Source organism: Jiella soli (assembly GCF_020615385.1).
Lineage (GTDB): Bacteria > Pseudomonadota > Alphaproteobacteria > Rhizobiales > Rhizobiaceae > VKMB-3413.
Map to the genome: position 1 here is coordinate 1 of NZ_JAJAVB010000012.1, position 12,154 is coordinate 12,154.

Genomic DNA, 12,154 nt, shown 5'->3' on the forward strand with positions numbered 1-12,154 from the left:
CAGAGTGTGAATCATAAATCAGATCCAGACAAAACCCATTCTCAAACGGTCTCTGAGTCCACCGCCGTTTGAAGCAGGTCTATCCGATGCCTCCCGTCAGAGGCGATCCACGGCCGATCGCGGCCGTTTGATCAGCCTTGGCTGCCGCGTCGAAGGCAGCGGCCAGGACCATCGACTGCTCCGCGGCCCGCAAAGAGGGTTTGCGGTGACGGGACGAACCGAGGCCTTCGCGACGGAAGGCGCCGTTCAGCCTGGAGACAGATGGCGGAAGGCCGCGATGACCTTGCCATAGACCTCGCGCTTGAACGGGACGATCAGGGACGGCAACTCATCCATGGCCTTCCACTCCCAGGCATCGAACTCTGGGGCATGTCCGCCCGGCGGCGGGTTGATCGCGATTTCGCTCTCCTCGCCCTCGAAGCGGAAGGCGAACCATCTCTGGGTTTGGCCGCGATAGCGCCCCTTCAGTGCAACGCCCACCAGTTGCGGAGGCAGGTCGTAGGAGATCCAGTCCGGCGCCTCGGCGAGCAGCGACACCGACTTCATGCCGGTCTCTTCGTAGAGTTCGCGCCTCGCCGCCTCGACGGGCTCCTCCCCCTCGTCGATCCCGCCCTGGGGCAATTGCCAGAGCTTTTCGGCACCGGTCATCTCGCCCTTGTCCTCGACCAGCCGCCGCCCCGCCCAGACGAGCCCCTCGGAATTGAGGACCATGACCCCGACGCAGGGCCGATATGGCAGATTCTCGAACTCGACCGGCTTGGTCATGCGGGATTCCTCCGATTTCGCGGATATGACGTTCGTCTGCGCCGGGTTATCGGGCGCAGGCGTCCGGCGGCAAGGCCGCGCTGCCCGCACCGCCGACGCTGCCCTGCCCTAGGTCCGGGACGGGACCCCCTGCTTGCGCAGCGCATCGAGCGCATCGGAGAGGATCGTCTGGAGCCGCGCCCGCTCGTCGGCCGTCACGCGCTCCGGATCGAGGAAGATGCGGGCCCCGTCGGTGAATTCGTTGATGACCCCGATGGTCGTCCGGCGCTCCTCGTGGATGTTCTCCACGACATAGGGAATGACCTCGCGGCTGATCCCCTTCAGCGAAATCGGCGCCAGCGGCCGCGCCCGAACGGTGTCCTCGACATGGGCGTAGGTCTCGTAGCTCATCACGATCCCGCCGGGTTCGGCGATCTGTTCGAGGCGCGCTGCCAGGTTCGCCTCGGCCCCGATGATCGTATAGTCCATGCGGTCGACGCTGCCGAAATTTCCGACATTGCAGAAGCCGGTATTGATGCCCATGCGCGCCTGGAACGGGCGCTCGATGCCGCGCCTTCGCCATTCCGCGTTGAGCTCGACCATGCGCCGCTGCATGGCAATGGCCATGGCGACGCAGGCCTGCGCGTCTTCCCTGGTCCCCTTGGTCTCCGGGTCGCCGAAGAAGGCGAGGATCGCATCGCCGATGAACTTGTCGACCGTCGCGCCATGCTCATGCGCGATCTTCGCCATCTCGGTGAAGTACTCGTTGAGGATGGCGGTCAGCTCTTCCGGCTGCAGCCGTTCCGAAGAGACCGTGAAATCCTTGATATCAGAGAAGAAGATGGTCAGCTTCTTGCGCTCGGTGGAGATGACGACGTCGCGCTCGCCGGAGAAGATCGAGCGATAGACCTGCGGCGAGAGGTATTTCGAGATCTTCATCGAGACCGAAGCGAGGAAGGAGTTGGCATCCTCGAGTTCGCGGTTCATCCGGCCGAAGGTGCGCGCCTGGCGCCACTGCATCGAGGCGAAGGCGATGCCGAAGAGGCCGGCGCCGGCGAAATAGGTCAGGAGATATTTGAAGGAGAAAAGGTTGGCGGCGATCGGCTGCTCGACCTCGATCTCCTGGATGCCCCTGACGTCGCCGACCTTCCAGTCGCGCTTGGGGCTTTCGGGATGCGTGTTGTGGCACGAAACGCACGCCTCGCCCATGATCACGGGCGCGGCGAGCCGGATCTTGCGGTCGAACATCGAGCCGTTGACGGCGGTGATCACCGGCAGCTTTCCCTCATCGGAGCGAAACATCTTCAAGGCGTCGGTTTCGAAACCGTCCAGGCGGTGCGGCTGGCGGGAGGCGAAGACGAAATCCGAGACGAAGCGGTAGCGCATGTTCTCGCCGCGATGACCGATGACCTCGCCGAGTTCCAGCGAGAGCGTCGCCGGGATGGGGATTGCTCCGGGGATGTCGGCGTAATTGTGCGCGGCGACCGTCCGCCCGTCCGGATTGGCGAGCACCCGGCCGACGACGTTCTTGGCGTAGTAGCTGCGGATGTCGGTGATCATCGCGTTGAGGCTGTTCGCCTGCGCGTTCAGCGCGACGTCCGAAAGGTGCCTCAGGTCGAGCCAGACGGCCACCGGAAGCAGCGCCAAAGCCAGCGCGACCGTCACCGCGAACCAGATCGGTCGCGCGTTCAGATATTGGAACAGCCGATCCATCGAATCCGCCTCGCTCAAGGCCCCGCCGATCATAGCGGATAACGGCCCTTCAGGGGGAGTGGCAGGACGGTGCTTCGCTCGGAAATCCGCGGCAGGCGCTTGGGCAGAGCCAGCGACCGCCGGCAGGCCCCCAAAAGGGCTTTTCACCCGCGACGGCGCGTCCGACTGAGCCGTCAGATTCGCTGCTCGGTCCTCTGATCGAAAAGATGCACGTTCGCGGGATCGATGACGAAGGAGATGTCGTCGCCAGGTCTCGCGCGGATCCGCTCCTTGACGATCGCATCGATGAGCTCGCGGCCCGAGCGGGCGAAGATCTGGGTTTCCGATCCCGTCGGCTCGATGACGACGACGTTCATGGCGATGCCGCCCGATCCGACCGCGATGTGCTCCGGGCGGATGCCGTAGATCACCGCCTGCCCGTCGGCTGCTGCCGTCTCCGGGATCGCCAGCACCAGGCCCTCGTTCGAGACGAACTGCTTCCTGCCGTCCTTCACCGCGATCTTCCCCTTCAGAAAATTCATGGAGGGCGAGCCGATGAAGCCGGCGACGAAGACGTTCTGCGGACGATCGTAGAGATCGAGGGGGGCGCCGATCTGTTCGACCCGTCCATCGCGCATGACGACGATCTTGTCGGCCATGGTCATGGCCTCGATCTGGTCGTGCGTGACGTAGACGATCGTGGTCTTCAGCCGCTGGTGAAGCTCCTTGATCTCCATGCGCATGGAGACGCGAAGCTTGGCGTCGAGATTGGACAGCGGTTCGTCGAACAGGAAGACCTGCGGATCGCGGACGATCGCCCGGCCCATGGCGACGCGCTGGCGCTGGCCGCCGGAAAGCGCCCGCGGATAGCGGTCGAGATATTTCGTCAGATCGAGGATCTCCGCCGCGCGGCCGACCTTCTTGTCGATCTCGGCCTTGGAGCGTTTCGCCATCTTCAGCGGAAAGCCGATGTTCTGCGCCACGGTCTTGTGCGGATAGAGCGCATAGGACTGGAACACCATGGCGATGTCCCGGTCCTTCGGCAGGACGTCGTTGACGACCCTGTCGCCGATCCGGATCGTCCCGTCGCTGATCGGCTCGAGCCCGGCCAGCATGCGAAGGAGGGTCGACTTGCCGCAGCCCGACGGCCCGACGAGGACGACGAACTCGCCGTCCGCGATGTCGACGCTCACTCCGTGCATGACCTGGACCGCACCGTAGCGCTTGACCACGTGGTCGATGTTGACGCCAGCCAATTCGCTTCCCCTTACTGCGGCAGTTCGATCTGCATCTTCACGTCGCTCGGCGGCGCCGAGGCCGCGATCTCGAAGGCCTTGACGCTCTCGTCGAAATCGAAGGTGCGGGTGATCAGCGGCTTCACGTCGATCGCGCCGGAAGACAGCATCGCGACGCAGCGCGGAAAGACGTGGGCATAGCGGAAGATGTTCTCGACGCGTGCCTCGCGGACCATCGCCGCGCCCGCGTCGTAGGCAATCGGATCCGGCTGTCCGCCGATCATCACCACGCATCCGCCGGGCGCCAAAGGCTCGAAGACCTGCGCCGCGGCCTTGGGCGAACCCGTCGCCTCGAACACGACGTCGCAGCCCCAGCCGTCGGTATCGGCCTTGACGCGCTCGACGACGCTCTCCTGGCCGGCTTGGACACCGATGATCGCCGGGCTCAGGCTTGCGGCGATCTCGAGCTTCTTTTCCGCAAGGTCGGTGACGTAGACCCGCGCGCAGCCGCCGGCGATCGCCGACAGCGCCGTGACGAGGCCGATCGGCCCCGCCCCCATCACCACCGCGATGTCGCCGGGCTTGATCCGCGCCTTCGTCGCGGCGTGAACGCCGACGGCGAGCGGCTCGACCATGGCGGCTTCGGCGAAGCTGACATTGTCCGGCAGCTTGAAGGTGAAGGCTTCCGGGTGGACGCAGGTCGGGCGAAGGATGCCGTGCACCGGCGGCGTCGCCCAGAAGCGCACCGCCGGATCCACATTGTACATGCCGAGACGGGTCGCCTTGGAGTTCGGATCGGGAATGCCGGGCTCCATGCAGACGCGGTCGCCGGCCTTCAGTGTGGCAACCTCGGAGCCGGTCTCGATGACCGTGCCGGAGGCCTCGTGGCCGAGGATCATCGGCTCCTTCACGACGAAGGGGCCGATCCGGCCATGGGTGTAGTAGTGGACGTCCGACCCGCAGATGCCGACGGTGTGGAGCTTGATGCGGACGTCGCGCGGGCCGAGCGTTTCCTCTTCCCTCTCGATCGGGAAATCGCGGAGCGACAGTTCGTCCTTGCGTTCCAGGACCAGGGATTTCATGGCAGTCAGCCTTTCCAGACGATGTAGATGCCGATGAGGCCGGCAATAATGTTGGCGATCACGAGCGGCAGACCGGCCGGCTCGAGGAAGCGCAGCCAGAACAGGCAGAGCGCCACCCATATGATCACCGAAATGAAGATCCGGTCGAACCAGTTCGTCTGGATCGGCAGGAAGCCGTGGCGCTCCTTGCGGTCGATCGGCGATTGCCGGCTCTCCTCCTCCTGTTCCAGGAGGTTGATCGGGGTCTCGATGTCGCGCGTGTCGGTCCGGGTCAAGACGTCATCCTTTCACCGCCCCGAATGTCAGGCCCGCCACGATATGGCGCTGCACCAGGCTGAAGATGATCAGCGCCGGGATCAGCGTGAAGACCGAGATCGTCGCCATCACGCCCCACTCCGTCCCGGTCGTCGTGACATATTCCGAAAGGCCGGTCGTCAGCGTACGGGCATTGAAGTTCGTCAAGGTGGCGGCGAGGAGATACTCGTTCCAGGCAAAGACCCAGGTGAGGATCAGCGTCACCGCGACTCCCGGCCGTGCCAGCGGCAGCACGATCTCGGTGATCACGGTCCAGGCGCTCGCGCCGTCGACGAAGGCGGCCTCGTCGAGTTCCTTCGGGATCGAGTCGAGGGTGGGTCGCAGGGTCCAGATCGCGAAGGGCAGGTTGAAGGTGCAATAGACGAGGATCATGCCGATCTTGGAATCCAGAAGCGTGAAATCGCCGACCCGGTAGACCTGGGTGAGCAGCAGGAACAGCGGCAGCAGGAAGACGGCCGGCGGCGCCATGCGGTTGGTGATCGTCCAGAAGAAGATCGATTCCTTGCCGCCGAGATTGAAGCGGCTGAGCGCATAGCAGGCGAGGAAGCCGAGGATCGTGACGAGCACCGCGTTGCCGGTCGAGATGATCAGCGAGTTCGCCATGTAGCCGCGCAGCGTCTCGTCGTTGAGGACGTTGATGTAGTTCTTCCAGTAGACGGATTTGAGGATCACGTCGGGCGTCGAGAACAGCTCCACCGCCGGCTTCACCGAGATGACGAACAGCCAGTAGATCGGAAACATCGTGAGGAAGCTGACGACGATCCAGAACAGAAGATTGGCCCAGGTTCTGTAGCGCTTCATCAAATCAGGCCTTCTTGTTGCGCGGCGCGATCAGCGCGACGTAGAGCAGCCAGCACGAGACGATGGTGAGGTAGAGGACGATGATCGACACCGCCGAACCGTAGCCGTAATTCGTCTTCGGAAAGACTTCCTTGAAGATGTGCACGCCGAGGTAGCGGGTCGCCGAGCCCGGTCCGCCGCCGGTCAGCATCAGGACCTCGTCGACGATGCGCAGGGCGTCCATCAGGCGGATGAAGACGGTCGCAAGCAGCGCCGGCGCGATCATCGGCAAGGTGATGTGCCAGAAGATCTGGCGCTTGCCCGCCCCGTCGATCTGCGCCTGCTCGAACGGGTCCGTCGGCAGCGACACGAGCGCGGCGATCAGCGTCAGCGTGACGAGCGGCGTCCAGTGCCAGACGTCCATGACGACGGTGACGGTGAAGGCCGCGACGGCGCTGGTGCCGATATTGAGGTCGTAGCCGAACCAGGAGTGCAGCAGCGACGGGATGATCCCGATCGACGGGGTCGTCATCAGCTTCCAGATCGAGCCGACAATGATCGGCGCCATGATCAGCGGCAGCGTGTGGATCGTCCGGAAGATCGCCCTGCCCGGAAAATCCTTCAGGAGCGCCTGTGCAAGGAAATAGCCGATGATCACTTCGCTGAGGACGGCGAAGAAGACGAAGGCGACGGTCACCCCTAGGGAGGACAGGAAGCCGGTGTCGAAGACGAGGGCGCGGAAGTTGTCGGCGCCGTTGTAGATCACGGTCGGATCTGCGGCGAACGGGTTCCACTGATGGAAGGCGAGCCAGAGCACGTAGAAGAACGGCACGACGCCGAAGAAGAAGAGGATCACCAGCGTCGGCGAGAGAAGGATCCAGCCCAGCCTATTGGATTGCATTGCGCCGTCCTTCTTCGAGGCACATCATTTCGTGAGAATGGCAGCGTTCGCTGGTAGCTCCGCCGCACGGCCTGGAGACGTGGCCGAGCTCTCGCATGACGCTCGGCAGCGGCCGCACCCAGTCGCAAAGGCCGGCGTCGGCCGATCGGCCAGCGGCGCGCGGCGACGGGCCGCCACAAGGTCGCGGCCCGTCGTCTTGGCTACGTCCTACTTGCGATAGCCGAGGGACTTCAGCTCTTCCTCGGTCTTCGCCGCCATCTGGTCGAGACCGTCGTCCACGCCGACATTGCCGGTCAGGATCTGGTAGAAGATCGGCGTGGTCGCCTCGATGACCTGGCGGTGGAACGGATAGGGCGGAGCGCCCTGGAACAGCTTGCCGTCGTCGCGCAGCATCGAGTAGTAGCCGCCGAGCTTCTTGTCGATCTCTTGCACCTTCGGGGTATCGTAGGTGGAGGTCAGCGTGATGCGCGAGCCGGCAGCGGCCCAGTCTTCCTGGACTTCGGGCAGAGCGAGGAACTGCAGGAAGAGCAGCGCGGCGTCCTGGTTCTTGGAGGTGACCGGCAGGCCGAACGCGCCGCCGTCATAGTAGCCGATATAGCCCTTGCCGCTTTCGGCATCCTCCATGACACCCGGCTCAAGCGGCGGCAGCGCCACGCCGACATCGCCGACGACCTTCGACTTCTCCTCGTCGGTCGCGATCCAGGCGGCGTTCTCGCCATAGACCAGACCCTGCGCGGCGCGGCCGGCGGCAAAGGTCGTCGCGACCTCGGTCCAGGTCGACTGCACCGATTCCGGCGGAGCGATGTCGCGCATCGACAGCCACCACTTCAGCGCCTTCTTCGCCTCGGGCGAGTTCATCGTACCGCCGTTCTCGACGGTCGCGGCATAGTTCTTGTCGACGTTGATGCCCCAATTGTAGACGCCGAAGGTCGGGGCGACGGATTCGAAGTATTCGTACCAGGACGCCGGATGGCCGGTATGGGCCTGGGCGGTCGTGCCCCACAGGTCCATGCCCTTTTCCTTGCCGTAATCGGTAAAGAACTTGGCGATCTCGGCATAGTCCTCATGCGTCTTGGCCGGCTTCAGCTCCTTGCCGGTCTTCTCCTTGAAGGCCGCCTGGACGTCCGGGTCGTTGAAGAGGTCCGTCCGATAGAGATAGACCTTGATGAAGGCCTCCATCGGCATGCCGTAGAGATCGCCGTTGGTGCCATGGAAATTGTCGGCGAAGGACGTCAGATTCTCCTCGGAGTATTCCGGCGCCTTCAGATCGGCGTGGTCCTTCAGCGACTTCGTGATGTCGACGAGGAAATTGCGCGACAGATAGGCGTAGATGATGTCCTGCTCGATATAGACCATGTCATAGATGCCGGTCTTGGCCTCCATGTCCTTGATGGCCTTGTCGTACATCTGGTCCCAGGACGTGGTCTCGATCTGCACGTCGATGCCGGTCAGATCCTCGAACTTTGGCGCCAGCACGTCGGCGATGTAGTTCGATGCCGGGGTCGACTCGGTCACGCCGCGCAGCGTGACGCCATCGAACTGCTTGCCGGCGTTCTGCCACCAATCGGCATTCTTGATCTCGATGTCCTGCGCGAAGGCGGCACCCGCCATCATCGTCAGGGCGAGCACGGACGTGCTCAGCCTATAGGCAAACTTCATCAACTCCTCCCATTCGCTCCCGAGGTCACGGCGATGCGAGCCTCGCCCTCGCCGCACGACCTCCGAGAGCCACCATGCAAATGTATGGAGTACGATGCAAGTGAAATTTTACAGGTGTATGGCTTGTAAATCATTTGCGCGCCGTGCCATCTTCCTCAATCCGTGAGGGGGAGCGGACAGGGCGGGAACAAGATGATCCGGGAGGCACAGGAAGACGGCGAGGCCTTCGCGGCCGAGGTGTGCTGGCACTACTACGTCAACGGCATGACACAGGCCGAGATCGCCAAGCGCCTGGAGACCACGCGGTTGCGTGTGAACCAGGCCATCCAGCGCGCGAAGTCGCTGGGCATGGTCAAGGTCCAGATCGAGTCGCCCTTCGTCGCACGGATCGAACTGCAGGAGCGGCTGCGCCGGGAACTTGGCATCGAACGGGCCATCGTCGCCCCTGCCCGGCGCGACGAATACGACTATCACGGTGCCGTCGGGGCGGCGCTGGCCTCGTTCATGGCCGAGCGGCTCCGCGCCAAGACCTGGAGGATGATCGGCGTCTCCTGGGGCATGACCCTGGAAGCGGCGATCCGGAAGCTGCCCAATCTCGTCAATCCCGATCTTGAGATCGTCTCTATGCTGGGCGGCACCATGCAGGGCGCGTCCTTCAATTCGTTCAGCATCGCCTCGGGTTTGGCGGCGCGGCTGGGGGCGAGCTACTCGCTGCTCGCAGCGCCGATCTTTCTGTCGGAGGGGGTCGATCGCGACGTCTTTCTCTCGCAGAAGATCTTCGCCGACCACTTCCGCAAGTTCGAGGCCCTCGACGCCGCGATCCTGACGGCGAGCGACATTTCCGACCGCTCCTATCTCGTCGCCAACGGGCTGCCGCAGGAATACTCGGCCGCCGACATCACCAATGCAGGCGCGATCGGCGACGTGCTCGGCCGCTTCCTCGACGAGAAGGGCCAGCCAATCGCACATGCGCTCGACCGGCGCACGATCGGCGTCGATCTCGACGTGGTCGAACGCACGCCGGAGAAGATCATGGCGGCGGCCGGCCAACACAAGGTGGGGATCATCCGCGCGGCTTCGCGGCGCGGTCTGATCGACACGCTGATCACCGACGACGTGACCGCCGAGCTGCTTCTGAAGGCCGGCGACGACACGGTTGCGGACGCGACCCGGAAACGGCGCGCCGGATGACCCTTGGGCCGCCTCGCCCGCAAGGACGACGACGGTATTTCGACTTCTGGGAGGAAAAGTCATGCGACGCCTTGGCATCCACTCCTTCGTGTGGACCGACGGAAAGACGCAGGAAGGGCTGGAGATGGCCCTCGAAAAGTCGGCCGAGCATGGCTACCGCATGGTCGAGCTCGCCTATCTCTTTCCCGGGCGCTACGACATCGAGAGGCTGGCCGCCCGGGCCCGCGCGCTCGACCTGGAGATCGTGGTGACGATGGGCCTGCCGCCCGAGGCGGACGTCTCGAGCGAAGACCGGGACGTCGTGGCGCATGGCCGCGCTCTGCTTTCCGACGTCGTGAAGACCGTGCGCGACGTCGGCGGTATCCGGCTCGGCGGCATCCTTTATTCCAAGCACGGCAAATATGACCGGATGCCAAGCCGCGACGGCTGGATGAACAGCACCGAGGCGATCGCAGCGACGGCCGAAACCGCCAGGACATGCGGCGTCGAGATCGTCCTCGAAATCGTCAACCGGTTCGAGTCGAACCTTCTCAACACTACGGCGCAGGGGCTGAAGTTCATCGCCGACACGGACCGCGACGACGTGCGGCTGCATCTCGACACCTTCCATATGAACATCGAGGAGGCCGATCCCGCCGCCGCCATCCGGCTCGCCGGCGATCGGCTCGGCTACTTCCACATCGGCGAGAACTATCGCGGCTTCCTCGGCACCGGGACGATCGATTTCACCGCCTATTTCCGGGCGCTCGCGGACATCGGCTACGACCGCGACATCACCTTCGAGAGCTTTTCCGGCGCGATCGTCGACGAGGCGCTGTCGGTCGCCTGCGGGATCTGGCGGGACACCTGGACGGACAATGATGCGCTCGCCGCGCACGCCAGGACGTTCATCGAGGAGAAGTGGCGCGAGGCGGCGATGGCGCGCCAGGTGCTCGCGGCGGTCTGAACGACGCCACCAGCCGCGAACGCTTTGGTGCAGGCGTCGCGCCGCGGGCTTCAGCCGGCGCAGATACCGTATTCGATGAGTGGAGATCACGAGATGCCGCAGGATTTTCAGAACCAGACCGTCATCATTACGGGAGCCGGCAAGGGGATCGGCCGGGCGACGGCCCAGTTGATGACGAAGCGAGGCGCGAAGGTGGTCGCCATCGCCCGCACGCAGAGCGATCTCGATAGCCTTGCCGCCGAAACCGGATGCCGGACGATCTCCGCCGATCTTCTCGATCCCAAAGCCGCCCGCGAGACCATGCGCGAGGCCGGCCCGGCAGATCATCTCGTCAATTGCGCCGGAACCAACGTCCTGGAAAGCGTCCTCGACATGACCGAGGAAGGCTACGAGGCTGTCCTCGGCATCAATCTCCGCGCGGCGCTGATCTGCGCTCAGGAATTTGCGCGAGCCCGCATTGCGGCGGGCGGCGGCGGGGCGATCGTCAACGTCACCTCGATCGCCGGCCATCGCGGCTTTCCGAACCATCTCTGCTACGCCGCCTCGAAGGCAGGGCTCGAAGGCGCGACCCGCGTGCTCGCGAAGGAACTCGGTCCGCACGGCATCCGCGTCAACGCCGTCGCGCCGGGGATCACGCTCACCGAGCTTGCGGCGGCCGCCTGGAGCGATCCGGAAAAAAGCCAACCGATGATGTCGCGCACGCCGATCGGCCGCTTCGCCGAGGTCGACGATGTCGCCGGCATGATCGCGATGCTCTTGTCCGCAAACAGCGCGATGGTGACGGGAGCCGTGCTGCCGATCGACGGCGGATTCTTGAGCGTCTGAGGAATTCGGCGCGAACTTTGGGAGAAGAGAAATGGCGCAGTCATTGGACGGCAAGGTCGCGGCGGTCACCGGCGCCGCCTCGGGCATCGGACTGGCGACGACCGAAGCGCTGATCGCCGCAGGCGCGACGGTGGTGATGGTCGATCGCGACGAGAAGGCGCTCGGCGAGATCGGGAGCCGCCTCGGCGAGAAGGCGATCCCTCAGATCACCGATCTCCTGGACGCTTCGAGCTGCTCCGCCATGGTGCCGGAGATCCTCCAGAAGGCCGGGCGGATCGACATCCTGCACTGCAATGCCGGCACCTATATCGGCGGCGATCTCACCGAGACCGACACGGCGACCATCGACCGGATGCTCAATCTCAACGTCAACGCCGTGATGAAGAACGTGCGCGACGTCATCCCCCATATGATCGAGCGCAAGACCGGCGACATCGTCGTCACCTGCTCGGTCGCGGGCCACATGCCGATCCAGTGGGAGCCGGTCTATTCGGGCTCGAAATGGGCGGTCACCTGCTTCGTCCAGACCATGCGCCGGCAGCTCAACAAGCACGGCATCCGCGTCGGGCAGGTCTCGCCCGGACCGGTGGTCTCGGCCCTCCTTGCCGACTGGCCGGCCGACCGACTCCAGGCGGCGAAGGATTCGGGGAGCCTGATCGAGCCGACCGAGGTGTCGGATGCGGTGATCTACATGCTGACGCGGCCGCGTAACGTCACCATCCGCGACATGATCGTCCTGCCGACGAACTTCGACATCTGAGGTCGCGACGGGGCGGCGTTCGCC

Annotated in this window: 12 protein-coding genes; 4 read left to right on the top strand and 8 right to left on the bottom strand. The window is 64.4% G+C overall.

Features of this window, described 5'->3' with window-relative positions; all coding sequences use genetic code 11:
- Positions 1 to 246 precede the first annotated feature (246 nt).
- From LH400_RS07000 to LH400_RS07035, 8 genes are all read right to left on the bottom strand, one after another.
- Complete coding sequence (locus tag LH400_RS07000; protein WP_229151956.1) at positions 247 to 765, bottom strand: RNA pyrophosphohydrolase; 519 nt, start codon at positions 763 to 765, stop codon at positions 247 to 249.
- A gap of 108 nt (positions 766 to 873) precedes the next feature.
- On the bottom strand, positions 874 to 2,457 hold the full coding sequence (locus LH400_RS07005) for an adenylate/guanylate cyclase domain-containing protein (protein ID WP_229151957.1): 1,584 nt from the start codon (positions 2,455 to 2,457) through the stop codon (positions 874 to 876).
- 173 nt (positions 2,458 to 2,630) lie between these two features.
- Positions 2,631 to 3,692 carry an ABC transporter ATP-binding protein gene (locus tag LH400_RS07010; RefSeq protein WP_255616872.1) on the bottom strand — a complete coding sequence of 354 codons (1,062 nt, stop codon included), beginning with the start codon at positions 3,690 to 3,692 and terminating at the stop codon, positions 2,631 to 2,633.
- A gap of 11 nt (positions 3,693 to 3,703) precedes the next feature.
- Positions 3,704 to 4,753 (bottom strand): NAD(P)-dependent alcohol dehydrogenase, encoded by a 1,050-nt coding sequence (locus LH400_RS07015; RefSeq protein WP_229151958.1) that lies wholly within the window; start codon positions 4,751 to 4,753, stop codon positions 3,704 to 3,706.
- Between the two features lie 5 nt (positions 4,754 to 4,758).
- Positions 4,759 to 5,028 carry a DUF2160 family membrane protein gene (locus LH400_RS07020; protein ID WP_229151959.1) on the bottom strand — a complete coding sequence of 90 codons (270 nt, stop codon included), beginning with the start codon at positions 5,026 to 5,028 and terminating at the stop codon, positions 4,759 to 4,761.
- 4 nt (positions 5,029 to 5,032) lie between these two features.
- A complete protein-coding gene (locus tag LH400_RS07025; protein ID WP_229151960.1) occupies positions 5,033 to 5,869 on the bottom strand; it encodes a carbohydrate ABC transporter permease in 837 nt (278 codons plus the stop codon).
- Between the two features lie 4 nt (positions 5,870 to 5,873).
- Positions 5,874 to 6,749: a carbohydrate ABC transporter permease gene (locus LH400_RS07030; protein ID WP_229151961.1), complete on the bottom strand. Its 876-nt coding sequence runs from the start codon at positions 6,747 to 6,749 to the stop codon at positions 5,874 to 5,876.
- Between the two features lie 207 nt (positions 6,750 to 6,956).
- On the bottom strand, positions 6,957 to 8,408 hold the full coding sequence (locus LH400_RS07035) for an extracellular solute-binding protein (protein WP_370638346.1): 1,452 nt from the start codon (positions 8,406 to 8,408) through the stop codon (positions 6,957 to 6,959).
- A gap of 192 nt (positions 8,409 to 8,600) precedes the next feature.
- Here LH400_RS07035 and LH400_RS07040 point away from each other — a divergent pair, with 192 nt between their 5' ends.
- The 4 genes from LH400_RS07040 to LH400_RS07055 all read left to right on the top strand — a co-directional run bounded on the left by LH400_RS07040 (position 8,601) and on the right by LH400_RS07055 (position 12,130).
- The gene (locus tag LH400_RS07040) at positions 8,601 to 9,599 is read left to right on the top strand and encodes a sugar-binding transcriptional regulator (RefSeq protein WP_229151962.1); all 999 of its coding nucleotides are present in this window, start codon (positions 8,601 to 8,603) and stop codon (positions 9,597 to 9,599) included.
- A 61-nt stretch (positions 9,600 to 9,660) separates the two neighbouring features.
- On the top strand, positions 9,661 to 10,545 hold the full coding sequence (locus LH400_RS07045) for a sugar phosphate isomerase/epimerase family protein (RefSeq protein WP_229151963.1): 885 nt from the start codon (positions 9,661 to 9,663) through the stop codon (positions 10,543 to 10,545).
- A 93-nt stretch (positions 10,546 to 10,638) separates the two neighbouring features.
- A complete protein-coding gene (locus LH400_RS07050) occupies positions 10,639 to 11,370 on the top strand; it encodes an SDR family oxidoreductase (protein ID WP_229151964.1) in 732 nt (243 codons plus the stop codon).
- Positions 11,371 to 11,401: 31 nt separating this feature from the next.
- On the top strand, positions 11,402 to 12,130 hold the full coding sequence (locus LH400_RS07055; protein ID WP_229151965.1) for an SDR family oxidoreductase: 729 nt from the start codon (positions 11,402 to 11,404) through the stop codon (positions 12,128 to 12,130).
- Positions 12,131 to 12,154 lie beyond the last annotated feature (24 nt).